The 24,380-nt window shown below is 59.6% G+C and carries 25 protein-coding genes and 1 tRNA gene; 18 read left to right on the top strand and 8 right to left on the bottom strand.

Annotated elements, in window-relative coordinates:
* Positions 1–229: 229 nt before the first annotated feature.
* From FHT73_RS01005 to FHT73_RS00980, 6 genes are all read left to right on the top strand, one after another.
* Positions 230–1,558, top strand: coding sequence for a sugar ABC transporter permease (locus FHT73_RS01005; RefSeq protein WP_183709330.1), 1,329 nt, complete (start codon positions 230–232; stop codon positions 1,556–1,558).
* A 15-nt stretch (positions 1,559–1,573) separates the two neighbouring features.
* Positions 1,574–2,356 carry an ATP-binding cassette domain-containing protein gene (locus FHT73_RS01000; protein WP_015340760.1) on the top strand — a complete coding sequence of 261 codons (783 nt, stop codon included), beginning with the start codon at positions 1,574–1,576 and terminating at the stop codon, positions 2,354–2,356.
* Positions 2,357–2,517: 161 nt separating this feature from the next.
* Positions 2,518–2,594, top strand: a tRNA-Arg gene (locus FHT73_RS00995).
* Positions 2,595–2,820: 226 nt separating this feature from the next.
* Entirely contained in the window at positions 2,821–3,666 is an 846-nt protein-coding gene (locus FHT73_RS00990; protein WP_183709328.1) for a hypothetical protein, read from the top strand.
* A gap of 194 nt (positions 3,667–3,860) precedes the next feature.
* On the top strand, positions 3,861–5,336 hold the full coding sequence (locus FHT73_RS00985; RefSeq protein ID WP_183709326.1) for a HEPN domain-containing protein: 1,476 nt from the start codon (positions 3,861–3,863) through the stop codon (positions 5,334–5,336).
* Positions 5,337–5,577: 241 nt separating this feature from the next.
* Positions 5,578–6,039, top strand: coding sequence for a cupin domain-containing protein (locus FHT73_RS00980; protein ID WP_183709325.1), 462 nt, complete (start codon positions 5,578–5,580; stop codon positions 6,037–6,039).
* Here FHT73_RS00980 and FHT73_RS00975 read toward each other — a convergent pair.
* A complete protein-coding gene (locus tag FHT73_RS00975) occupies positions 6,036–6,554 on the bottom strand; it encodes a GNAT family N-acetyltransferase (protein ID WP_183709323.1) in 519 nt (172 codons plus the stop codon). The genes FHT73_RS00980 and FHT73_RS00975 overlap by 4 nt on opposite strands.
* Before the next feature lie 19 nt (positions 6,555–6,573).
* Complete coding sequence (locus tag FHT73_RS00970; RefSeq protein ID WP_183709321.1) at positions 6,574–7,569, bottom strand: LysR family transcriptional regulator; 996 nt, start codon at positions 7,567–7,569, stop codon at positions 6,574–6,576.
* 120 nt (positions 7,570–7,689) lie between these two features.
* Between FHT73_RS00970 and FHT73_RS00965 the strand changes: the two genes are divergently transcribed.
* A complete protein-coding gene (locus tag FHT73_RS00965) occupies positions 7,690–9,090 on the top strand; it encodes an MFS transporter (RefSeq protein WP_183709319.1) in 1,401 nt (466 codons plus the stop codon).
* Positions 9,091–9,122: 32 nt separating this feature from the next.
* Here FHT73_RS00965 and FHT73_RS00960 read toward each other — a convergent pair whose 3' ends face one another.
* A complete protein-coding gene (locus FHT73_RS00960; protein WP_183709317.1) occupies positions 9,123–10,394 on the bottom strand; it encodes an RNA polymerase sigma factor in 1,272 nt (423 codons plus the stop codon).
* Positions 10,395–10,425: 31 nt separating this feature from the next.
* The gene (locus FHT73_RS00955; RefSeq protein ID WP_183709315.1) at positions 10,426–10,818 is read right to left on the bottom strand and encodes a YciI family protein; all 393 of its coding nucleotides are present in this window, start codon (positions 10,816–10,818) and stop codon (positions 10,426–10,428) included.
* Positions 10,819–11,176: 358 nt separating this feature from the next.
* On the opposite strand from FHT73_RS00955, the gene FHT73_RS00950 reads away from it, so the two are divergent.
* Both FHT73_RS00950 and FHT73_RS00945 read left to right on the top strand, forming a co-directional pair.
* Complete coding sequence (locus FHT73_RS00950; protein ID WP_112415473.1) at positions 11,177–11,554, top strand: VOC family protein; 378 nt, start codon at positions 11,177–11,179, stop codon at positions 11,552–11,554.
* Between the two features lie 267 nt (positions 11,555–11,821).
* Complete coding sequence (locus FHT73_RS00945) at positions 11,822–12,529, top strand: phosphatase PAP2 family protein (protein ID WP_348648112.1); 708 nt, start codon at positions 11,822–11,824, stop codon at positions 12,527–12,529.
* A 12-nt stretch (positions 12,530–12,541) separates the two neighbouring features.
* Here the strand turns inward: FHT73_RS00945 and FHT73_RS00940 are convergent, their stop codons facing one another.
* On the bottom strand, positions 12,542–12,928 hold the full coding sequence (locus FHT73_RS00940) for a response regulator (protein ID WP_112415471.1): 387 nt from the start codon (positions 12,926–12,928) through the stop codon (positions 12,542–12,544).
* A gap of 229 nt (positions 12,929–13,157) precedes the next feature.
* Here FHT73_RS00940 and FHT73_RS00935 point away from each other — a divergent pair, with 229 nt between their 5' ends.
* A complete protein-coding gene (locus tag FHT73_RS00935) occupies positions 13,158–14,837 on the top strand; it encodes a phosphoethanolamine--lipid A transferase (protein ID WP_112604620.1) in 1,680 nt (559 codons plus the stop codon).
* Positions 14,838–14,893: 56 nt separating this feature from the next.
* Here the strand turns inward: FHT73_RS00935 and FHT73_RS00930 are convergent, their stop codons facing one another.
* The gene (locus FHT73_RS00930) at positions 14,894–15,271 is read right to left on the bottom strand and encodes a cupin domain-containing protein (protein WP_112334855.1); all 378 of its coding nucleotides are present in this window, start codon (positions 15,269–15,271) and stop codon (positions 14,894–14,896) included.
* A gap of 214 nt (positions 15,272–15,485) precedes the next feature.
* Between FHT73_RS00930 and FHT73_RS00925 the strand changes: the two genes are divergently transcribed.
* The 5 genes from FHT73_RS00925 (at position 15,486) to FHT73_RS00905 (ending at position 19,470) form a co-directional block, all read left to right on the top strand.
* On the top strand, positions 15,486–16,523 hold the full coding sequence (locus tag FHT73_RS00925; RefSeq protein WP_112604617.1) for an LLM class flavin-dependent oxidoreductase: 1,038 nt from the start codon (positions 15,486–15,488) through the stop codon (positions 16,521–16,523).
* Between the two features lie 151 nt (positions 16,524–16,674).
* On the top strand, positions 16,675–17,574 hold the full coding sequence (locus FHT73_RS00920) for a MurR/RpiR family transcriptional regulator (protein WP_183709313.1): 900 nt from the start codon (positions 16,675–16,677) through the stop codon (positions 17,572–17,574).
* Between the two features lie 131 nt (positions 17,575–17,705).
* On the top strand, positions 17,706–18,452 hold the full coding sequence (locus FHT73_RS00915) for a COG4280 domain-containing protein (protein ID WP_112415467.1): 747 nt from the start codon (positions 17,706–17,708) through the stop codon (positions 18,450–18,452).
* Positions 18,449–18,655 carry a hypothetical protein gene (locus FHT73_RS00910; protein WP_183709311.1) on the top strand — a complete coding sequence of 69 codons (207 nt, stop codon included), beginning with the start codon at positions 18,449–18,451 and terminating at the stop codon, positions 18,653–18,655. Before FHT73_RS00915 ends, FHT73_RS00910 begins: the two co-directional genes overlap by 4 nt.
* Before the next feature lie 233 nt (positions 18,656–18,888).
* On the top strand, positions 18,889–19,470 hold the full coding sequence (locus tag FHT73_RS00905) for a histidine phosphatase family protein (RefSeq protein WP_183709309.1): 582 nt from the start codon (positions 18,889–18,891) through the stop codon (positions 19,468–19,470).
* 87 nt (positions 19,471–19,557) lie between these two features.
* Here the strand turns inward: FHT73_RS00905 and FHT73_RS00900 are convergent, their stop codons facing one another.
* Positions 19,558–20,493 (bottom strand): phytanoyl-CoA dioxygenase family protein, encoded by a 936-nt coding sequence (locus tag FHT73_RS00900; RefSeq protein WP_183709307.1) that lies wholly within the window; start codon positions 20,491–20,493, stop codon positions 19,558–19,560.
* Between the two features lie 134 nt (positions 20,494–20,627).
* On the opposite strand from FHT73_RS00900, the gene FHT73_RS00895 reads away from it, so the two are divergent.
* Positions 20,628–21,491, top strand: coding sequence for an AraC family transcriptional regulator (locus FHT73_RS00895; protein ID WP_183709305.1), 864 nt, complete (start codon positions 20,628–20,630; stop codon positions 21,489–21,491).
* On the opposite strand, the gene FHT73_RS00890 is transcribed toward FHT73_RS00895, so the two are convergent.
* Positions 21,481–22,905, bottom strand: a complete 1,425-nt coding sequence (locus FHT73_RS00890) for a PLP-dependent aminotransferase family protein (protein ID WP_183709303.1) — start codon at positions 22,903–22,905, stop codon at positions 21,481–21,483. The two genes, FHT73_RS00895 and FHT73_RS00890, sit on opposite strands and share 11 nt — an antisense overlap.
* A 94-nt stretch (positions 22,906–22,999) precedes the next feature.
* Here FHT73_RS00890 and FHT73_RS00885 point away from each other — a divergent pair, with 94 nt between their 5' ends.
* Together FHT73_RS00885 and FHT73_RS00880 are read left to right on the top strand one after the other, a co-directional pair.
* Positions 23,000–23,683 carry a pyridoxamine 5'-phosphate oxidase family protein gene (locus FHT73_RS00885; protein WP_112604599.1) on the top strand — a complete coding sequence of 228 codons (684 nt, stop codon included), beginning with the start codon at positions 23,000–23,002 and terminating at the stop codon, positions 23,681–23,683.
* A gap of 29 nt (positions 23,684–23,712) precedes the next feature.
* Positions 23,713–24,375: a GNAT family protein gene (locus tag FHT73_RS00880; protein WP_112604596.1), complete on the top strand. Its 663-nt coding sequence runs from the start codon at positions 23,713–23,715 to the stop codon at positions 24,373–24,375.
* The last annotated feature ends 5 nt before the right edge of the window (positions 24,376–24,380 follow it).

Below are 24,380 nucleotides of genomic sequence, written 5' to 3'. Positions count from 1 at the left end.
CGGCGTCGAATGCGGATTGGAAGCAGACAACCCTCCCTTGCAGCTGGAGACGGAGCTTCCCCGCAGTGTGGTATGCCGCCGCATCCCATGGTCCGTCGGACGGCGGTCATCGGGACCGGATAAAGGCCGGGTTGCAGGCGATGGCAGACATTTTTGAGATTGGCGCGATTGCCAGCGATTGCCAGAACGCGTCGCCGGCCGCGCCCGACAGAGGGAGAACGGCAAAGCGATGGCCGACATGACACAGTCCACCACATCGAGCGGGCCTAGGAACGCGGATGCCGGCGCGATCACCCGGTTTCTGCGCGCCACGGAAATCGATACCCGCCTGCTCGGCATGATAGGAGCGCTACTGATCATCTGGATCGGCTTCGATCTCTATCTCAGGGTCTTCGACGGCCGGGAATTTCTGACGGCGAGAAACCTTTGGAACCTTTCGGTGCAGACCTGCGAAATCGCGGTTCTCGCCACGGGCATGGTACTGGTCATCGTCACGCGCAACATCGACCTGTCGGTAGGCTCCGTGCTCGGTTTCGTCGCCATGATCATGGGCGTCATGCAGGCAAAATGGCTGCCGCAATATCTCGGCTTCGACAGCTCCTGGACGTGGATCATCACCCTCCTCTGCGGCCTGGCGATTGGCACGGCCATCGGCACCTTCCAGGGCGCGATCATCGCCTTCATGAACGTTCCCTCCTTCATCGTGACGCTTGGCGGCCTTCTCGTCTGGCGCGGCCTTGCGTGGTACGTCACCAGCGGTCAGACCGTGGCGCCGATGGATTCCACCTTCGTCATCATGGGCGGTAGCGGCGCCACCGGCTCGATCGGCGCCACCTGGAGCTGGGTGGTCGGCGTGATTTCCTGCCTGCTGATCATTGTCGGCATCGTCGGCTCACGCCAGCAAAGAAAGCGCTTCCACTTTCCGCGCCGCCCCCTCTGGGCGGAATACTTCCTTGCCGGCCTCGGCTCCCTGCTCGTCCTCGGTACCGTCTATCTCTTCAACAGTTATGACTGGCCGGTCGGCATCGCCAAGCGCTACGCCAGCGAGCACAATATCACGTGGCCCGAGAACGGCCTCGATATCCCCTATGGCATCGCGGTGCCGGTCCTCATCGCCGTTCTCATCGGCATCGTGATGACTTTCATCGCGACCCGCCTGCGCTTCGGCCGTTATGTCTTCGCGATCGGCGGCAACCCGGAAGCGGCAGAGCTTGCCGGCATCAAGACCCGCTGGGTCATCGTGAAGATCTTCGCGCTGATGGGCCTGCTCGCCGCCGTCGCAGCCGCGATTTCGACCGCTCGCCTCAATTCGGCGGTGAACTCACAGGGAACCACCTACGAACTCTTCACCATCGCTGCTGCAGTCATCGGCGGCACGTCGCTCGCCGGCGGCAGCGGCACGGTCGCCGGCGCCATGCTTGGCGCGCTGGTCATGCAGTCGCTGCAATCGGGCATGGGGCTCGCCAATGTCGACACACCGATTCAAAACGTCGTCGTCGGGGTGGTCTTGGTGGTCGCCGTCTGGCTCGACATCGTCTACCGCTCGCGCGCCAAGTAAAAGGAATTCTGAACCATGACGGATCAAACCACTCCGCTTGTGGAAATGAAGAACATTTCCATCTCCTTCGGCGGCATCCACGCGGTCGACAACGCCTCGGTGGACCTCTACCCCGGCGAAGTTGTCGCCCTTCTCGGCCATAACGGCGCCGGCAAATCGACGCTGATCAAGATTCTCTCCGGCGCCTACAAGCGCGACAGCGGCGATATCCTGATCAACGGCGAGCCCGCCGATATCCGCACCCCGCGCGACGCCAAGAAATACGGCATCGAAACGATCTACCAGACGCTCGCCGTCGCCGACAATGTCGACGCCGCCGCCAACCTCTATCTTGGCCGCGAGCTGCAGACCCGTTGGGGTACGCTCGACGACGTCGCGATGGAAGCCAAGGCACGCGAAGTGATGGGACGCCTCAACCCCAACTTCAAGCGCTTCAAGGAGCCGGTGAAGGCGCTTTCCGGCGGCCAGCGCCAGTCGGTGGCGATCGCCCGCGCCATTCTCTTCGACGCCCGCATCCTGATCATGGACGAGCCGACCGCAGCACTCGGCCCCCAGGAGACGGCGCAGGTCGGCGAACTGATCAAGCAGCTGAAGAAGGAAGGCATCGGCATCTTCCTCATCAGCCACGACATCCACGACGTCTTCGACCTTGCCGACCGCGTCTCGGTCATGAAGAACGGCCAGGTTGTCGGCCACGCCCGCACCGAAGACGTCACCAAGGACGAGGTGCTGGGCATGATCATCCTCGGCAAGGTGCCGCCCAAAGCCATCCCCGGCCCCGGCGCGATGAAGGAATGAGCCGGAACGGCCGATGACACCAAGGCCGCGCGCTCAAAGCCCGCGGCCTTATCCCAACAAAACGTCCGATCTCACGCTTTCCTGAATTTTCTCGATTGAAGCCAAGCCTTTCCTAGGCTAAGAACCAGCCATCGGACAGGCGATTCAAACCGCCACGGCATGCACCCGTAGCTCAGCTGGATAGAGTGTTGGATTCCGATTCCAAAGGTCACAGGTTCGAATCCTGTCGGGTGCGCCACTATTTTCAATTATTTACCCCCTTTAGAAACTAAAAGCTCTTACCGCGTAGGAAACACTGCAGTGACATGCCGTGGCCCTTGGCGCAGCTCGGCCTTAGCTTTTGCGCGGCAAAAGTGAACCGTTAACAGTCGAGAGGTGACTTCAGGGTGTAGGGGTGTGACAATGCGCATTAGGGAGCTTCCGGTCGAGTCGGGCTTCAAGTCGTGATACCCAAGAGGCGGCGCATGGACCTTCCACAACTCACAGATCTCCTATCCGGTGCTCTACAGTCTACCGCGTTCAACAATCTTGCTCTTGGTGCATTCGGTGCCTTTTTCGGAGCATGGGGCGCGCAAGCCGTTATCAGTAGTGGACAGCGAAGGCAGCTAGTGGTGGCAGAACTTAACAGCATAAACGCTGCTTTGAACCTTTGCTTTTCGATTTGTAACGTCTACGGAAGTCAGAAAAAGCAGCACGCTCTGCCAATGCTAGAGTCGATCGAAAAGATTCGGGCCGAACGCGATGCAATTGCGGAGAAAAACAAGGTTCTAAGCGCGCCATTGAGCTTGGTGCTGCAGTCTCCGTTGGATCTTCGAACGATCTCACCTGTCAAAACGCCGATCGAACTTTTAGAACGACTGGTGTTCGAGAAGATCGCGATGCAGGGTCGTGGACTGGCCGCCTTCAATGCACTGGTGGGCGCTGTTCACAATCTGAATGCTGCGATAGATTTTCGGGAGGCGTTACTGATCGACTTTAAGCGGCAAAACTTGCCTTCAGATCAGTCGATACCCTTCTATTTGGGCGACCGAAATTCTGTGGGCCACTCAGACACGCGATATCCAGACAGTGTTAAAGCCATCAATTTATACGCGAGCGATTGTATCTTCTTTGCCAAGACCCTTGCTGAAGATCTCTCACGACATGGTGCGGCAGTCCGAAAAAAGCACTCTAGTTGGTTTAGAGATTCCCTTCCGAAGCTGAGCGAAATGGATTTATCGCCAATGTTGAAAGCCGGACTTTTACCACCAGACAAAGATTACGAGAACTGGCTGGCAGGCTTCCCGAAAGAGCAATCTCGGACGCGATGAGTAGACGACATTTGCTCCTGAAGACGGCGTGAATATCGTTCTCAGCTTACCACTATGTAAACCGCCTGGCCTGTGGGCCAGCATAGCATGTGAACGACGAGAGCCTTTGCAAGGGGCACCCGCATAACTATCGCGTGAAACTGCCCAGAATTATCGTGTCGATTCAATGTATACACAGCGCCTGGAGTCCAAAAATGCCCGCTGAATATCAGAACACTGAGGCCTTGCATGTATATGGCAAGTTTCGCGTTGAGGATTCAGAGGTTGATGGTCAATTAGTCATCAATGGGCGCAACACAGAATTGAGGTTGCATCACGACGACGCCATCCACGTCGAGACCCCATGCGATATAGTTGGAAGGCTCACTGACCTCCGTCAGGTCACATTGCTTCGCTGTATTCAAATTTCAAACGGCCAAACCACCACTTCTGCCGGAACGATCCATAACGCGGTTCTATTTCCTCACTACATAGCATTCGGTGACGCAGAACTGAGTGCCCGCGAACCAACAGTTATCGAGATCGGCTTCGAATTGCCTGATGGTGCCGTTGTATTCGATGACCTTGACGCATTTGGCACTTCTTTTGAACCAAACCGTTACATCGCCGATCTGGTCGGAGATACTGCTAGCCGAGTGAAACGCCCGATAGAAGTTGGCGGGTTCCCAATCGTACAATATTTTACAGGCCGTGCCCGCATCTTTGAATGTGAAACTGCAATCGGCACAATAATGGTGGGCCATCACATTCGCCGTAGATCGAGCAAATCGACCGGGGTTCACATCGACAGCGCTCTACGTTTCAACATTAAGTTTCCGGCGCCGATCACCTTCGACGAAGCATGGGGCCGGATGTATCGAGTAAATAGGCTTATCTCGGTGCTAGCGGGCCGAAGTCAGGCACAATTCGGTGTCACTGTGCAAACTGCCCCACTTTCCGAATTAAGCCTGCCCATGGAGGTAATCAGCACGCACGCTGATATGCAGCAAAAATCGGGGCCGGCCGCGCGGGACGCCCTGATCGATGCGATAAGACACCCGTCGGAAATGGAGAAGATCACCAAATACTGGATTGCAAGTGATGATCAGATGAAATTTGCGCGCGGACGTTTTTTCAGTTCGTTCGAGAAAGAGAATCTTTTTGAGATCGACCGGCTTATAGTAGCGGCGAATACTTTCGACGTTCTTCCAAGTGATGTTTTCCCTAAGCGCATCGACTTAGAGAATGATTTTGCCGAAGCCTTGGAAACTGCCAAAGCTCAGTTCAAGGCATTTCCCGTTTCACCGGAACGAGACAGCGTCTTGGGAGCGCTTGGAAGGGTGCAGAAACCGAACCTAAAGCAGAAAATTCGGTACTGGTCTCAACCGATAAAAATCGCTTTCGGTGACCAATTCAGTGAGATTGACCTTGTGACCGACCAAGCCGTCGAATGCAGAAATTTCTATGTGCATGGCGGCACCCCCAAGTTCGACTACGAAAACAATGTCACTATGCGCGCATTTTTTGTTCGTTCCTTGGAGTTTTGCTTTGTGATTGGAGACTTGCTTCGCGGTAGTTGGGATTGCCACTTTTGGCTCGAAAACGGATCTTTTCTAAGTAATCCGTTTGCGCAGTTTCGCCACTATTATCCTATCTGGCTTGAGGATCTCCGACAGATCATCAAAAATTGACGACTTGGTATGTCAGCCAAATTGCAAAGCAGGCACGTTGCGTTAGCTCGGCTTATGAGCAATCGCCTCCCCGATTGATCAGAATTTAGCTGAGGCTATTCTATCGGGCAGGAGCGCGAGAACTTTGTTATTTGACAAGATAAGGGCATCAAGGTGTCCGTGGCGCATTGCAGGACCATGTGCAGCAACCCCTGCTAGACTCCTCGGCGCCATCCCCACAACAAATCACAGGCGCCCCATCATGCCAAAGATCGACATTACAGCCGTATCGAAGATCAAGGGCACGCGTTACCCCGCCCCCTTCAATGAACCCTGCGCTGAGCGCATACGCCAGCGGCTGGGTGATGCCGGCGGCCTCACGGATTTCGGGGTCAATCTCATGCGGCTGCCGCCGGGCAATTGGTCGAGCCAGCGGCACTGGCATTCGGAGGAGGATGAGTTCGTCTATGTGCTGGAGGGCGAACTGACGCTGGTCGAGGATGGCGGGGAGACAGTGCTGCGCGCTGGCGATTGTGCCGCCTTCCCGAAAGGCTCGGGCAATGGTCATCACATGATCAACAAGTCGAGCACCACGGCTGTCTATCTCGAGGTCGGAACGCGCTCTCCGACCGACCTCATCACCTGTTCCGATGTCGATATGATGAGCTCGAGCACCGATGGCCGCTTCGTGCACAAGGATGGCATGCCCTATCCGGACGGCTAAGCCGGTCGGTCGATGTCAGCCGCTGCCATCCGATAGGAAAGCAGATGAGTCGGCGCTCCATGGAGCATGACTTCCCGCTCGAAACCGAAACCGCACTTTTCCAGCACATGCCGGGAGGCGATATTTACGGGCCGGACAAGTCCGATGACGCGCTTTGCCCGCAGATCGCCGCGGGCGAAAGCCAGCGCCTCGGTCACCAGTTCTGTCGCATAGCCCTTTCCCCAATTATCAGGATGCAAATGATAGGAGAGATTGAGCCCCTCAAATTCCGTTGAAACGGTAACGCCTCCGAAACCGATCAGCTGCCCCTCCGCTTCGATCGCCCAGCGCCCGAATCCATGCAGGCGCCAATGCGTCCGGTCACGAGCCAGACGCCGAGCGCTCTCTTCGGGAGAATCCGGTCTGGGATCAGGCCTATGGGCGACCAGTTCCGGCCGTAAGAACAAGGCTGTGAGGAAGCCGATGTCCCCCTCTTCCGGCATCCGCAGGGAAAGGCGTGAGGTACGGCGGATCATGGCGCCTCCGCTCGAAGGGTCACACAGCTTCTGCGAGTTCAGGCGGATCGTAGCAGCAGGCATCCGTGGAAACGCCCATGCGGCATCCGCTGGCCTCGAGCGCTTCCTTGACAACCTCAACGAAAAGGCGGCGGAACCATACCGAGCGGCTGTCGGCCTGATCGACGCGGCGGTAGAGCATCGTCACAGGGTCGGCCGGCAGTTCGAACGGCGGCTCCGAAATCGTCAAGTCGTGCAGTTGCGCCATGCAGCGGGCGATGGCCTCCGGAACCGTCGCAATGGCCGGAATCGCTCGCAACGTCGGCGGCAGTGCGGAAAAACGAGGAACAGTCGCCACGACTTGCCGGCGATGGCCGAGGCGCGCGAGAGCGACATCGACGCCGGTGGATATGGCACCCTCAAGCGAAACGGTGACATGCGGCGCGTTGGCGAAATGCTTCAGGCTCAGCGGCGCAGCGCATTTCAGATGCCGGCCGTCGTAGATGCAGAGCGACGCCTGTTGGAACAGCGGCGCGCGAACATGCCAGGAGGCCGGTTCGTCATGCACCGAGATGCTGAAGTCGAAGACGCCCTCGTCCAACAGACGCACGGCGTCGCGCCGGTCGAACGCCACGCTGGTCAGCCGCGCATTCGGCGCAAGCTGACGCAACCGCGCCACCAGCGGCCCGAAGAAGGAGGATTCGAGATTGTCGCAGAGCCCGATGCGGAACTCGCCGTGCCAGTTTTCAGGCTCGAAGGCTGCCGGCGGGCGAATGGCGCGCTCGATGCCGGAGAGCGCATCCTCGATCGCCGGCGCGATGGATAGCGCCCGCGGCGTAGGCTGCAAGCCGCGTCCGACGCGCACGAACAATTCATCATCCAGTGTCTCGCGCAGGCGCTTAAGTGCGGCGGAAAGACCAGGCTGACCGAGCAGCAGCCGCTCGGCCGCACGGCTCACATTCCGCTCCTGCATCAGCACGGAGAAGGCGAGCAGCAGATTGAGATCGATTTTTCGAAGCGTGGCATCATTCATCATTATGAGTAATACCTGACATGGTTACTATCAATTTGCAATAGGGTTGGAAGATGTACATTTTCTCGTTCCCTGCCGCTTTCATCCTCCCAAGAGGTGGCAGCCTAGAAAGGAACGATCCCGATGAATTCTTCCCAAACCCGAAGCGGGGCGGGATTGGCGTTGGTGCTGCTATGCGCCGCCAATTTCCTCGACGCCATGGACGTCTCCACCATTGGCGTGGCCCTACCCGCAATCCAGAAAGAGCTAGGCATGCAGGCGACCTCGCTGCAATGGGCCGTCAGCGCCTATGTGCTCGGCTATGGCGGCTTCCTGCTGCTCGGCGGCCGTGTTGCCGATCTCTTCGGCCACCGCCGCGTCTTCCTCTGGTCGCTCGGCGTCTTCGCCGCCGCCAGTATTGCTGGCGGTTTCGTCGATAGCGCCCCGACCCTGATCGCCGCTCGACTGATCAAGGGCATTGCCGCGGCCTTCACCGCGCCGGCGGCGCTGGCCCTCCTTCTCTCCGTCTTTGGAGAAGGAAATGCTCGCGCGAAGGCCCTAGGCGTCTTCTCCTCCACCGGTGCTGCCGGCTTCGTGCTCGGCATGGTGCTGGGCGGAGCGGCAACGCTCATCAGCTGGCGCGCGACGCTCGTCATGGGGGCTCCCGTCGCCATCCTGGCGCTTATCATCGCCCCGCTTGTCCTGCCTGCCGATCATAAGCGAAACGGCCCACGCGCCCGCTTCGATTGGGCTGGCGCCCTGACGATCACGCCCGGCCTGCTGCTCTTCGTCTTCGGCGTCACCAATGCCGCCGCCGATGGCTGGCAGGCCTTCGCGACCTGGGGTTCGCTCCTCGCCGCGTTGATCCTGATCGTGCTGTTCCTGATCGTGGAATCGCGCCATCATGATCCGATGGTGCCGCTTGCCATGTTCCGCCGCACCAAGCTCAGCCATGCTAATGCCATCGCTGCGCTGTATCAGGGAGCCTATGTCGGCTTCCAGTTCATCGCGACACTCTATTATCAGACCGTCGTCGGCTGGTCGGCTTTCGCTACGGGCTTTGCCTTCGCCATCGGCGGCACCTGCGTCATGTTCCTGGCACCACGCTTTGCGACGATAGGCCAGAACCGCGGCACGACACTTCTCATGACCTTCGGCGTTGGACTGCAGGCCATCAGCTATCTCTTCTGGGTGCTTTCGGCCGGGCATATTGATACGATAGTGCTCGTCGCCATCTCGCAGCTCCTGCTCGGCGTCGGTTATGCCATGACCTATCCGTCGATCCAGGTCGCGGCCCTTTCTGACGTCGGCGACGACGAATCCGGCCTGGCTTCGGGCATGCTGTTTGCCTCCTTCCAGATCGGCGGCGGCATCATCCTGGCGGCGGCCTCAGCCGTCTTCAGTGCAGCTCCGAACTTCGGTTGGAATCCCTATGTCGCTGGCATCGGTTTCGTGACGATCCTTGCTGCCGCCATCACGCTGCTCGCAGCAGTCGGCCCGCGTTCGTCCGCCGCCAAGGCCGCAAATTATCAGGCTGCGGAATAGCTCGAACCAAGATGACCCGCCTCGCCGGCGGGTCAATTCTTCTCGGCGCCAGCGGCTTCGGCGACGCGGCGCAGGAGGAGATCACGCTCCCTCTGATTTTCAGCAAGCGCGGCTGCCGTCTCGAATGCTTGCCGCGCTTCATCATATCGGCCGAGCTTGTAAAGAAGATCGCCGTGAACGCTCGGCAGAAGATGATAATCCTTCAATGCAGGCTCATCGCGGAGACCATCGATGATCTCCAATGCCATCTCGGGACCTACGGCCATGCCGACCGCGACAGCGCGGTTGAGTTCGACGATTGGGGAAGGAACAAGCAAGGCAAGCTTCGCATAGAGATCGGCAATCCGCCTCCAGTCGGTTTCATCGGCCGTTCCCGCTTTTGCGTGACATGCGATGATCGCGGCTTGCAACGCGTAAACTCCACCGGCACCGCCGAGTTCATGCACCCGCATCAGCGCTTTCAGGCCGCGCTGGATCTGCAGCCGATCCCAGCGGTCACGATTTTGATCGAGCAGCAAAATCGGATTACCGTCGGCGTCCGTCCTAGCCGCCGCTCGGGACGCATTCATCTCCATCAGCGCCAGCAAAGCATGTGCCTCCGGCTCCTGCGGTGCCACAGACGTCAATATTCGCCCGAGCCGCAACGCCTCGCCGCACAATTGCAGCCGCATCCAATTCTCGCCGCGCGCAGCCGTATATCCCTCGTTGAAGATCAGATAGACGACCTCCAACACCGAGGCGAGGCGCCGCGACAGCTCCTCTCCGTGCGGAGTCTCGTAGGAAAGCCCGGATTCCGACAAGGTCTTCTTGGCGCGGACAATGCGCTGGGCGATCGTTGCCTCAGACACCAGAAACGCCCGGGCGATTTCCTCGGTCGTCAAGCCGCAGATCATTCGCAGGGCAAGCGCCACCCGTGCCTCGCGCGAGATCAGCGGATGGCATGCCGTGAAGATCAAGCGCAGCATTTCATCGCCGATATCGTCGTCGAGAGGAGTATCTAGATCGGGCATGATCTGCTCGTCCTCCTCCATCTCCCGAACGATCATTTCGTGTTTCTGGTCCAGCATCCGACGCCGCCGCAAATGGTCGAGCGCCCGGCGCTTAGCTGTGGTCATAAGCCACGCGCCAGGTCGCTCGGGGATGCCCGTCTTCGGCCATCGTTCCAAGGCGACAATCAACGCTTCCTGCGTCAGATCTTCAGCCAGCGGCACGTCGCGCAGCAACCGTGCGAGACTGGTGATCAGCCGCGGCTGTTCGATCCGCCAGACGGCCAGGATCGCCTGATGGGCGCCGGCGGCTTTCAAGGCCGCCCGCCCCGATGACAGATTGAAAGCATTATGCCCTTGCTTCGGCGAGCGGGTCGCATACACCCTCGGCATTTGGCTCGAAGTAGGCACGTACTTCACATGTGCCTTCCCAGCCTGGCATGAAATCCTTGTGCAATTGCATGAACTCGACCGCGAGCGCTACGGCCTCTTCCTTGCTTTGCAGCTCGAAGATGGCATAGCCGCCGACAACCTCCTTGGCCTCGACGAAGGGGCCGTCGACCACGTTCAACTTGCCATCCTTGATCGTGACGCGGGCGCCCGTCGCAAGCGGCATCAGCCCCGCCGTATCGATCATACGGCCGGCCTTGATTTCCCGATCGGCGATCTTGTGAATGGCCTCGGCAAGCTCCGGCGTCGGATGCATGAAATCCTTAGCAGTGACGATAGACATGAAACGCATCGAAAGTGTCCTCCGGAAGCGAGGTGCCGGCACCATTGCCGCTCAACAAACCCGCTCATATTGACGACGAAGCAGCGCTCTGGAAATCGACAGTCGTTGCAAAAAATCAGATCGCAGCCGCACAGCTGTAAATTCGACACCCATCCGTTTATCTCGGCGGCGCGGCGGCACCGGACCGCTTTATAGAAGAAGCAGCCGGATCAAGCGACCAGACAAACCCTCCCTTCGTTTTGTTGACTTCCCATGATCGTTGCAAGATGGTGAGACGAAATCGATCCGCGGAGTTTCGAAAGCCGACGCTTCCCCAGGAGCGGGCCTTCCGTAAAGCTTCGCAGACAATACGGCAGGAGCTTGTTTCATGTTCGACCATATTTCGATCGGCGTCAAAGATCTGGCGCGGGCGCAGAAATTTTATGACGCGGCCCTTTCTCCTCTCGGCTATGAGCGCGTCACCAACTTCGACGGTACGGTCGGATATGGCGCGGAACGCGCGCAATTCTGGGTGAGCGAGGTGGAACATCCCGTGCCGGCCGATCGCGGCTCCGGGCTGCATTTCTGTTTCGTAGCCCCGAGCCAGGCAGCCGTCGACGCCTTCTATGCCGCAGGCATCGCCAATGGCGGCGAAGACAACGGCAAGCCGGGCATCAGGCCGGACTATAGCCAATTCTACTATGCCGCCTTCGTCATCGATCCCGACGGCTATCGGCTGGAAGCCTATTTCAAGACCGGCGAATAGATCGCCGCCCGGGACAAAAGAGAACGCAAACACTTTGCCGCATGCATCCGGCGCGGTTGTGCGGCCTTGATAGGCCTTCCCGATCATTGCCTTTCAGCCTGGCTTAAGGCTTCTGTCATAATAGTCGCTCGATTGTGGTTTCCTGACGCCTTCACAACGCGGGCGGGCATCCACTTTGAACGTGTTCAGACAGCGGCCGACTTTTAGATGTACGACAACTCCATTGCCTGCACAAAACGGAACGCTCCGGTAAGCAGATACTTTTTTGTGTTTGTCGCGCTGTTCGTGCTTTGGTGGACACTGCTGTTTGTCTTCTATCGATTTCCAAGCATCGATCTCGCCGTTGCAAAAAGCGTCTTCACGGCGGAGCCTTGTGCATCGACCTCCCCCGTCGGCAACGTCTGCGGTACCTTTGCCCTCGCCAAAAATCCTCTCCTTCGCATGGTGCGAAACGTGACGCTCGCCCTGCCATACATCGCCATTCTTGTCCTGTTCGCCGCCCTGATTTCATCTCGGTATAAAGACGGCGCAGGCTGGCGGACATTGAAAGCGGATCGGTATATCGCCGCACTGATATCGCTCGGCGTCGGCTGCGGCCTCATTGTGAACGCGCTGCTCAAAACCTATGGCGGCAGGCCAAGACCGCGCACCACGGATCTCTTCGGCGGTTCGCTGGATTTCGTTCAGGCAGGTTCGTTCGCCGGTCGATGTCTTGCAAACTGTTCCTTCGTCTCGGGCGAAGCGTCGTCTGGCGGCTGGCTGCTTTGCCTTGTGCTGCTTCTGCCGCCGCGGCTGCGCTTCTCCGTGGGTATCCCGCTCGCCATCATCTCGATCATGATGCCGGTCATGCGCGTAATGACAGGAGCCCATTATCTGTCCGACGCGGTGCTCGGCTGGCTCTTGTCTCTGGTGGTCTTTGCCGCGGCGATGGCTAGCATCGATTTCCTGCGGTCGGGAACGCAGGCTAAATCCTGAAGCCGGGTCGGTTCAGCTGGCAGTGCGCATCCGCATCAAGCGGCCGCGCCTTGCCGCCTTGCGAACACGAACCGCCATTTCGCTCAGTGCAAAAGGCTTCACCAGATAATCGACGGCACCGATATTCATGGCCGTCATCTGATCCGACAGCTGATCATAGGCCGACATGACAATGATGGGGGTTCTATCCCCGCGCGCTTCCATGAGCTTGAGCAGATCGAGGCCGCTGCCATCGGGCAATCGAAGATCGAGAAGCATGACGTCGTGGGCTTCGGCTGCAGCGGCAAGCTTGGCGGATTCCAGATCCACGGACCAGTCCACCGACCAGCCGTCCGCATTCAGATGATCCTGCACGGCATTGCCTATCAGTGTGTTGTCTTCGACCAATAGAAGCCGCACGATTGCATCCCCAATTGCAATCGGGAACCTATGGGACGTATTTCTGACGACAACCTGAACTTTCGACACAACATCGACAAAAAGGAAAGACAGCTTGAATTCGAGCCAAACCGGCTCCGCGCGGCAAATCGCCGTTCAGGTAAATGTCAGGATTGATCACCATGGTGGCGTGCTTTGACCGCCAAAGCACACCTGTAGTGATGGGCTTTTCTGCGTCAGCCGCCAGCCCATGCCTCGGAGACAATCATTGACCAACGAAAAAATAGCACCTGGCCGACAAAAGTTCGCGCCAGCAATCGGCAGCATTACGCTATGCCTTGTAGCGACGCTTTATGTACTTCTTGTGACAAACCGGATGTTCTGGACCAAGGCTTACGGCTATTTCATCGCCGAGCCGGCCGCCTTTGCCGCTTTCGTCATTGGTATCTCCGCGGCGATCATGGCGCTCTTCACGTTCTTCTCCGCCAAATACGTCACGAAGCCGGTTCTTATCTTCTTCGTGCTGGTGGCTTCGGTATCTTCCTGGTTCAACGACCAGTTCGGCGTCATTATCGACAAGGAGATGATCCGCAACGCGGCTGTTTCGACGGGCGCGGAAAGCAGCCATCTGATCACGACGCGCTTCATCACCTATGTTTTGCTGACGGGTGTCTTGCCATCTCTGGTCATCGTGTGGATTCGGATCGTCCATCGCCCGATCCTCAAGAAGCTCGCCTACAATACCACCGTCATCCTTGCCTGTTCGGCGATCTTCATCGCCGCCGGAACGACGTTCTACAAGACCTATGCCGGCATCGGCCGCGCTCACCGAGACATGATGGATACGCTCAATCCTGTGATGCCGATCACAAGCGCGGTGCGATACGTCATCGATGCGCAAAGGAATGCAAATGTCGTGGCTGAGCCACTGGGCACGGATGCCCGCAGGGTCGGCGCCGTCAACAACGGCAAGCCGCGTGTGACGATCATCGTTGCCGGAGAGACGGCCCGCGCGCAGAACTTCTCGCTTGGCGGCTATGCCAAGATGACCAATCCGGAGCTGGCAAAGCGCAACGTCGTCTATTTCCCGAATACGAGCAGCTGCGGTACCGCGACGGCCACCTCGATACCTTGCCTGTTCTCGGTCTACACGCGCCAACAATATAGCCATCGCAAGGGGCTGGAGACGGAAAACCTGCTCGATGTGCTGACCCACGCCAAGGTCGATGTGACCTGGCTCGACAACGACACAGGCAGCTACGACGTCACCAATCGCGTTTCATACACCTTCCTGCCACACTCTGCCGATCCGCGCTTCTGCCAGGACGGCGAATGCAAGGACGAGATCCTCGTCGATAAGGTTGACGGCTGGTTGGACAAGGTGAAGGGCGACAGCGTGCTGGTGCTGCACCAGCTCGGCAGCCATGGCCCGGCCTACTATCAGCGCTACCCGGAAGAATTCCGCCGGTTCCAGCCGGATTGCCGCTCCAACGACTTCAGCTCCTGTTCGCAGGAGGAAATCGCCAACGCCTATGACAATACGATCCTCTATACGGATCACATCGTCGCCATGGTTATCGACAAGCTGAAGCAGCGCTCGAACTCGATATCCGGCTCCGTGCTCTATTTCTCCGATCACGGCGAGTCGCTCGGCGAAAACGGCATCTATCTACACGGCACGCCCTATATCATCGCCCCTTCACAGCAGACGCGTGTGCCGATGCTGGTATGGATGGCTGACGATCTCGCCAAGGTCGCCGGCTTCGATATGGCCTGCCTCGCCAAGCAGGCCGCCGAGGGTACCTACTCTCACGACAACATCTTTCACAGCATTCTCGGCATGATGGACGTCTCGACGAAGGTCTATGATCCGAAGCTGGATGTTTTCGCCACCTGCCGCACGCCGTCGAATAAGCTGGCGCTGAAATGATGGGCTAGATGATGTCCGGCGGCCTTTTTTAAGGGTCGCCGGAGCATCGGGATCGCTCAAAGACGCTTGGGCTCGCGGATCGTCCGCTCGTTTTCGACATTGCCGGTATTGAGCGTCGTATTGCGCTCGAACAACACGACTTCGCAGGTCGGCTCGGCGACCGGACAATGTTCTACCCCATGCGGAACGATGATGTATTCGCCCGGCCCGAGCACGACGTCACCGCCGTTTTCCTCGCGCAGCTTCATGCGCAGCGTGCCTTTGACGACCAGGAAGAGCTCGTCCTCCTCTTCATGATGGTGCCAATGGAAGGCACCCTCCAGCTTCGTGAGCTTCACCTGGAAATCGTTGATATCGCCGCCGACGCGCGGACTCCATGTCTCATCGAAGGCGGCAAAAGCTTTGGTAAGATTGACCTTTTTCAGTGCGACCATGTGTTTCCTCTCCTGATCCGACTGTGCTGACGTCGAAGTAATATCGGATTGAGTGCCACTGATCGCAACGGCGGCGTTGCCGAATATCGTCGGTTGCCATCGGCATATCGAATTCTTCGAAGATTTCAGCCGAAACTTTCCGGGTAGTGGATGGTCGGGAGCGGCACTACATGCTGTCTCAACATTATCATTTCGACACATGACAGGAAAAATCATGACGACAAACAATGTCGAATTCGGCCTGGATACTTTCGGCGACGTGACCTTTGACGACAAGGGCACGCCGCTGCCGCATGCGCAGGTGCTGCGCAATGTCGTCGAGGAAGGCGTCCTTGCCGATCAGCTCGGCATCGACTTCTTCGGCATAGGCGAGCATCACCGCGAGGATTTCGCCGTCTCCTCGCCCGAGACGATCCTGGCCGCCATCGCCAGCCGCACATCAAAAATCCATCTGGGATCCGCCGTTACCGTGCTGAGCTCGGACGATCCGATCCGTGTGTTTCAGCGCTTCTCCAGCCTGAACGCGGTTTCGAACGGCCGCGCCGAGGTCATTCTCGGCCGTGGCTCGTTTACGGAGTCCTTTCCACTGTTCGGGTTCGAGCTGTCGCAATACGAGCAGCTCTTCGAGGAAAAGCTCGATCTGTTCGCGGCTCTCCTTAAAAACGAGCCTGTGAACTGGGAGGGCAGCATCCGCCCGCCGCTGCGCAACCAGAAGGTCTTCCCGACCATCGAAAGCGGCCAGCTGAAGACCTGGATCGGCGTCGGCGGCAGCCCGGAATCGGTGGTGCGTGCCGCTCACTATGATCTGCCGCTGATGCTGGCGATCATCGGCGGAAGCCCCTATCGCTTCCAGCCCTATGTCGACCTCTACCACCGCGCCTTCGAACAGCTCGGCAAGCCCGTGCGGCCCATCGGCATCCACTCTCCGGGCTATATCGCCGAAACAGACGAACAGGCCCGCGAGGAGCTGTGGCCCTGCTTCAAGGCGATGCGCGACCGCATCGGCCGCGAGCGCGGCTGGCCGCCCATGACGCGCGCTGAGTTCGACAATGAGATCGAAAAGGGCTCGCTCTATGTCGGCTCACCGGAAACGGTCGCCGCCAAGCTCGCCCCCGTCGTCAAGACACTCGGCATCAGCCGCTTCCAGCTGAAATACAGCGCCGGCGCGCTCGGCCACGAGAAGATGCTGCGTTGTATCGAACTCTACGGCCAGAAGGTGATCCCGGCGGTGCGCGCGGCGTTGGCGGCATAGTCACAGCAAGCTCTGCGCGCTTGGCTTTCAACGCGATCAAAAAGGGCGCTTCGCAATACAGCGAAGTGCCCTTTGTTTTGCGCTGTCATCCTCTTGCAGCAAATGCTACAGATAATATAATTGGTAGTATTCACTACGAGAAACGTCCCCGATGGCAGAAACGACGCAGAAACCTCGCGCTTTCGAAGATCGCGTTCTCGATGTAATCGAAACGCTGGCACCGGCCGAGCAACGCATCGCGCGTTTCTTCGTCGATCAGAAGCAGGCCGCACTGTTGAATTCGGCCGCTCAGATCGCGCAGCTCGCCGGCACCAGCGACGCGACGGTCGTCCGCACGGCGCGCAACCTCGGCTTCGAAAGCCTGTCGACGCTGCGGGCCGCCCTGCTTGAGGAGCTGACCGGAACGCCGTCACCCGGAACGCGGCTGCAACGCACGTTGGCTGAAACCGGCAGCCAGTCTAGCGATGCGCTTCACCATGTCATCGGCATGCACGAGCAGGCTTTGGAGGTTCTGCGACGCAAGGAATTTGCCGTAAGCTTCGAACGCTGTATCGATATTCTTGCCAAGGCAGCGCGACGTCATGTCTTCGGCATCGGCCCCTCGGGCGCCATTGCGGACTATGCCAGCCTGCAGTTCAACCGCATCGGCCTGCCGACTAGCGCGCTCTCGGCCTCCGGCATCGCGCTCGCCGATCGCCTGCTCTGGATCGGCGAGGGCGACGCGGTGCTGATGATCGCTTATGCGCCGCTCTACCGGGAGGTCGAAGTGCTGCTCGACCAGGCCGGCAAGCTCGATGTACCGGTCATTCTGATCAGCGACGATCTCGGCCTGCTTGTTACCGACAGGGTGGCTGAAATCCTGCCCGTTCCGCGCGGCAATGCCGGCCACCTCGCCATGCATGCTGGCACGATGGTGCTGATTGAATCCCTGATCGTCGCATTGGCCGCCAAGGGCAAGGATATCGCCATCGACAGCCTTGACCGGCTCAGCCAGTTGCGCGGCACCATCGACAAGACATGGAGCAAGCGCGGCACGAGGAAACGCAAGTGACGACGCCGAAGTGCAGCGCGCACGCAATATCGGCATATGGCCAAGCCTCGGCTCATCCAAGACATGAAGAACAATCGTCCGGAAAATACCATTCGCATTCAACGCCATAACGGTCATTCGGGAATCAATTCATGAACAGCCTCACGCCCATTCTCTCCACCGTGACGGCATCTTTCCTCGGCTCGTTTGTCGAGGTCGTGGAAGCCTTCACCATCGTCCTTGCCGTCGGCGTCACGCGAAGCTGGCGCCCGGCACTGACCGGCGCCGCGCTTGCGCTTGCCGTGCTGGCGGCCCTCGTTCTCATCTTCGGACCGCTGCTGGCGCTGATACCGATCGAAATCCTGCAGTTCGTCGTCGGCGTTCTCCTCATCCTGTTCGGCATGCGCTGGCTGCGCAAAGCCATCCTCCGGTCGCTCGGCGTCATCGCCCTGCACGACGAGGAAGCGGCCTTCTCGAAGGAGACGGCCGCCTTGCAGGCGCAGTCCACGGACCGCCGGGCCGATTATCTCGCCGGCCTTGCCGCCTTCAAGGCGGTGCTGCTCGAAGGTGTCGAAGTGGTCTTCATCGTGATTGCCGTCGGCGGTGCCCATGGCCTGACGCTCTATGCCGGCCTCGGCGCCCTTGCCGCCTTCGTGCTTGTGATGCTGATCGGGCTGCTGGTCCATCGTCCGCTCGCCACCGTGCCGGAAAACACGCTCAAATTCGTCGTCGGCCTCATGCTGACAAGCTTCGGCATCTTCTGGACCGGTGAAGGCATCGGCGCGCACTGGCCGGGCGAGGACCTCGCACTGATCGCCATCTTCGCGATCGTCTCGCTCGCCTCCTACGCCATCATCCGCGCCATGCGCGGCAACCCAACAGCAAAGGCAGCCCAATGACCATCCTGCGCATCGCCCTCTCCGAACTCGTCGGCATGTTCATCGATGATGGCAGTCTCGCCACGCTCTGCCTCATCCTCATTCTCGTCATTGCCGGAGCGGTGGAGTTTCTCGCCTTGCCACCGCTCGCAGGTGGCCTTCTCCTGCTGATAGGCTGCCTCGCCATTCTGCTCCACAGCGTCCGCCGCGCCGTGAAACGATAAGATTCACAACCCTCCGCAAGAGCCTGGATTTGCTGAGGGTTGTCGCGACACTTACCGAACAGCCTTAACTCTCGACAGAACCCTTCGCAGATGCGAAGAATTTCGCACGCGAGAACGCCGTGCGTCCGTACGGACGCACAATGGACGCTCTCAATGTTTGAATCTACGCATCAGGCTTTCCGAAAAGCGATCCCGATTTTCAGGCCGATGCTGTAGCGAAAAGGAGAAACGGCATGAGCAGCGCCTATCCCGAAGTCTATCTGGTACGCCACGGACAGACGGAGTGGAGCCTCTCCGGCAGGCATACCGGCCGGACCGATATTCCCCTGACCGCTGCAGGCGAGGAAGCCGCCCGCAAACTCGCGGGCCGCCTACCCCTCATCGATTTCGCCGCCGTCTGGTCAAGCCCCTCGCAGCGCGCGCAAAACACCTGCGCGCTGGCTGGCTTCGGCGACCGCCGCGTCGTCAAGGACGATTTGGCGGAGTGGGATTATGGCGCCTATGAGGGCATCACCACGAAGGCGATCCTTGCCGAACGCCCCGGCTGGCAGGTCTTTCGCGACGGCTGCCCGAACGGCGAATATGCCGCCGATGTCGGCGCGCGTGCCGACCGGATCATCGGCGAACTTCGCGGCATCGATGGCTCCGTCCTGATCTTCTCCAGCGCCCATTTCCTGCGCGTCTTCGCCGCCCGCTGGGTCGGCCTGCCGCCGGAAGGTGGCGCGCATCTGGTTCTCGATACCACGAGCATCAGCGTGCTTGGTTATGAGCACGACCTGACCGAGCCGGTCATCCGCAGCTGGAACGACATCTGACGGCCACGCGCTGATCCCCGCATCGGCATAACTGAATCGAGCGGCCACAAGCCGCTCGATATTTTTTGAGAGGTTAGTCGCGGTCGCTCACCAGCGCTTGAGACCCAGCAGCTTTTCACCGAGCGGCGTGAGTTTGGCCGTCGTGGCGTTGTGCTTTTCCCATTCACGGGGATCGCCGGGAAAGGCGTCGCGCTTCGGAGAGTCTAGCTCCCGCCATAGGCGGATACGTTCCTCGCGCTCGCCGACATTGTCGTATTCGGCGGGATGCATGGAGATATATTGCGCCATGCGAACGCGGTTGTCCGAATGGTTGGGGCGGACGCCGTGCGCCAGCAGCGAATTGAAGATCATCAGATCACCGGGTTCCATGTCGATGTTGACGACCGACAGGCCGGTCATGTCGGGATGCATGGGATCGCGATCGGCCGGCTGCGTCTTTTCCCATTCCTCGAAATGCTCGAAGAGCTCCGGCACGCACTGGAATCCGCCGACGTCGCCGTCCTGCTTCTTCAGGCTCAAAACACCCTGGACGCCGATCGGCAGCGGACGGATCGAGGTGTCGACATCCCAGTGGATAAAGCCGTTCGGATTGCCCCTCACCTTCTTCGGCGGATTGAGATTGGCGCGATCGATCGTGACCCAGAGATCCTCCCGATCCCAGATGTCGACGAAGACATCATAGATCCGCTTTTCCATCCGGTTGTCCCAGAGGTATTGGTGATTGTAGATCTCCAGCATGCCGGTATTGTTGAGCTCCTTCATCTTGTGCTCGCGCCGCTGCGGCGCATACCAGGTGGAGGGATCGTTCGGGTCCTTCTCGTCAAAACGCCACAAAAGGTCGACAAGCCGCTCGATATTCGCTGCCGGCACAGCCTGCCGCACGATCACATAGCCTTTCGTGATCCAATGCTGCCAATCTTCCTTCGACAGCACCCTGAGCGGCAATGTCTTCTGGATATCCTTCAATTGCGTTGTGACTGCTGACGCGGTCGGGTGCGCGTCTCGTTTCAAGGCAGGCTGCATAAGTTTCCTCCATCTCGCTGGCCCCTTTGGTTTCGGGTGACGGGGGAAGTTGTAGCTCTAACCAGAGTTTCCATGTTGCCTAGCTTTGGCCAATTCTGATACTATTCTGGCTCCAATGACACTGCGGACGCCCCATGAGGCCCTATCTCGAAGTTCTGCCCCGTTCGCCGGAAGCCTCCTGGAGCATGCTGAACCGCAGGCTTGACGACTGCATTCCGTTCCAGTGGCACCACCATCCGGAATTCGAGCTGACGCTGACGCTGAATTCCATCGGCCAGCGCTTCATCGGCGATCACAGTGGCGACTACGGTGACGGCGATCTCGTTCTCGTCGGCCCCAATCTGCCGCATAGCTGGGTTTCGCGCGCCAAGATCGAAGAAGAAAAGCCGCATATTGCTTTGGTTCTCTGGTTCAATCGCGACTGGCTGTTGCAGATAACAGGCGGCGCCGTCGAATTCCGATCCATCGAAGCGATGCTGCAGCGTGGAGACAACGGCCTTCGCTTTTCGCAGACGACCTCGGCCGTCGTCCGCTCCTCGTTCGAAACCATTTTCGAAAAGCCACCCGTCGAGCGCCTTCTGGCTTTGCTCGGCATTCTGGTAAGGGTTGCGGAGGATCGTCAGGCGACGCCGCTCGCAAGCGCGCCGGCGCAAGCACCGGATCTCAAGGAAAGCCGCGAGCGCATCGACCGCGTGCTGACGCATATGCATCTTCACTATGCCCGCGCGATCAGCCTCGATGAGCTGGCCGATATCGCGGCACTCAGCGTCTCCGGTCTGCACCGCATGTTTCGCCGCCATACCGGCGGAACGATATCGGACTATCTCATGCGCATGCGTATCGGCGACGCCTGCGCTCGCCTCTCCTCTACCGACCAGGCGATCCACCATATCAGCGATGCCGTCGGCTATCTCTCGCTTGCCAATTTCAACAGGCAGTTCAGGGCGCTGAAAGGCATGACGCCACGGGAATACCGGGCGATGTTTCTCAGGCGTTGACGGGCATCGTCGCAAGCAGCCGGGCAATACTTGCCGCTGCAGCATCCGCGGCCTGAGCCTCCATGCGCGCGATACCAAGCAGCAGCCCGGGTCGAGCAGGTCCCAGATACAGCGCCGATATCGGCCGCACGGCGAAACCGTTGGAGTTAATCGCGCGCGCGACGGCGACATCATCGGTCTTTCCGTCGTGGAACCAGCTGACCAGCTGCAACCCGCCGCCACCCACTCCAACCTCCAGCCAATCGCCGCAATGGCGACGAAGCGCCTCAACGGTTGCTGCCATGCGCTCCGCATAAATGGCGTTCATCTGCCTCAGATGAGCACGAAACCGCCCCTCACGCATGAAATCGGCCAAGGCCGCCTGCATATGAACGGGCACGACGGCGCCTCTAAGCCGCTGGGCCGCTTCCGTCGCCGCCAGAAGCCGCGAGGGAATGACGGCGTAAGCGACGCGCAGACCGGGCGCGAGAGTCTTCGAAAAGGTGCCGATATAGGCGACCACTTCGCCGTGATCGATGCCCTGCAGGGCGGCGATCGGGCGCGACGCATATTGGAACTCGCTGTCATAGTCGTCTTCCAGCACGATCGCGCCATTGGCGCGGGCAAACTCCAGCAAGGCGAGACGACGCGGCAGGCTCATGGTGACTCCGGTCGGATATTGATGCGAAGGTGTGACATAGATCAGGCGTGGCGGTGGCCCGGCCCCTTGCGCGATATCGATGCCCTCGGCATTGCAAGGCACCGGCACGAGGCTGGCCCCAGCCATCCGCAGGATCGCCTGCGCGCTGGCATAGCCCGGGTCCTCCATCCAAACGATGTCGCCTCGATGATCGGGCTGAAGCAACACGCTCGCTAGCAGCCCGATTGCAGCACCCGTCGACGGCACGATCACGATCTGCTCGGGCCGGGCGACCACGCCACGCGTCGCCGAGATGTGTTCGAGGATCGCCTCGCGCAACTCGCGAATGCCGCCATGATCGCTGTAGCCGAGATCATGCACCCGCAACGATCGACCCCGAGCACCGAGACAGCGCGCCCAGGCGGCATGGGGAAAGGTGGAGACATCGGGCACGCCGGGTTCACACAATCCCCCGGTCTTGAATTCCGTAACACGCGGCAAATTTGGGGGCGGTGGTGCAGCCTGACCCGACAACGGCGTCGTCGGGAACGCAGCGACGCGTGTCGCCGCGCCAGATGTCGCGTGAAGATAGCCTTCCGCCTTGAGCCGATCATAGGCGTTGACCACGGTCGAGCGCGCAACGCCGAACGAGAGGGCCATCGTCCGCGTCGACGGCACCCGTTGCCCTGCCGGCATCTGCCCGCGCAGGATACGATCGCGCATCAAGCGGTAGACTTGCCCCTCTAGGTCGCCCGAAGACCGGTCCAGTGCCGGCCACTGCGCCACCGATGTCATGAAACCTCAACTGGTCTGCTAAAAATCAAAAAACTGGCCGCTTATAGCCTACCTCTTTTCTGGCAGAGATCAACGTCCGATCTGTGAGGAAGACATGGCCGATCACTATCCGCCCGACGCCAAGACCTACCCGACCACCGAGCGCACCCGCGTGCGGCGCAGCCCGAAGCGCGGCAGCCACGCCCATGCCGATGTCCACGCCATTCTGGATGCCTCCCCGCTCTGTCACGTCGGCTATGTCATCGACGGTGCGCCCTATGTGACGCCGACCCTGCACTGGCGCGAAGGCGATTACGTCTATTGGCACGGCTCGTCTGCCAGCCGCTTCCTGCGCGCCGCCGAAGACACGCCGGTCTGTCTGACCTGCAGCATCATCGACGGCTATGTGCTGGCCCGCTCGGCCTTCAACCATTCGGTCAACTATCGCTCGGCCATGGTTTTCGGCACGGCCCGTCTCGTCGATGACATCGAGGAAAAGACCGATGCACTGCGCCGCCTGATCGAAGACCTGTTTCCCGGCCGCTGGGATAGCCTGAGACCGATGACCAAGCAGGAGGTCAAGGCGACTTCGGTCATGCGGATGAAAATCGACGAGGCCTCCGCCAAGATCCGCAATGGGCCGCCGGGCGATATGGACGAAGCGGATCATCCCGTCTGGGCCGGCATCCTGCCCATCGAAAGCCAACTTGTGCCACCGCAACCGGCACCGGGCATGCCCGACGGAATGGAACTGCCACAATCCCTAGCAGACCTGATACAATCCGGCCGGCTTCGCTGAACTACATTTAATGACCAAAGGACTTTGATATGGATCTGACGAACTGGAAGGGCGTCGCCCGCCCCGAGCGCATCGCCCTTGAAGGCCACTACACCCGGATCGAGCCGCTCGACACGGCCCGTCATGGCGACGATCTCCTTGCCTCGGCCCGCGCACCCGGCGCGGAAGATCGCTTTCGCTATCTTTTCGAGGATGCCCCGGCCGATCGCGCCGCCTTTTCGCCCTGGCTCGAGAAAGCCGCATCCAGCGCCGATCCGCTCTTCTTCGCGACAATCGACAAGCGGACCGGACGCGCCGAGGGCCGACAGGCATTGATGCGCATCGACAACGCGCATGGCGTCATCGAAATCGGCAGCATCCTGTGGGGACCTGCCATTGCCCGCAGCCGCGTGACGACCGAAACGCTCTATCTGTTCGCATCCTACGTCTTCGACACGCTCGGCTATCGCCGCTTTGAATGGAAATGCAACAATCTCAATGAACCTTCGAAGCGGGCAGCCGAGCGTTTCGGCTTCGTTTACGAAGGCATTTTCCGACAGCACATGGTCGCCAAGGGCCAGAACCGTGACACCGCCTGGTTCGCCATGATCGACGCCGACTGGCCGCGCCTTAAGGCCGGCTACGAGCGCTGGCTGAGCCCGGAGAATTTCGACGAGGCTGGCCAGCAGAAGACGAAATTGACATTCGGCTAGGCACA

This window comes from Rhizobium sp. BK098, from assembly GCF_014193155.1.
Classification (GTDB): Bacteria; Pseudomonadota; Alphaproteobacteria; order Rhizobiales; family Rhizobiaceae; genus Rhizobium.
Note: the sequence above shows the minus strand (reverse complement) of the source record. Positions and strands in the feature narration are given on the sequence as shown.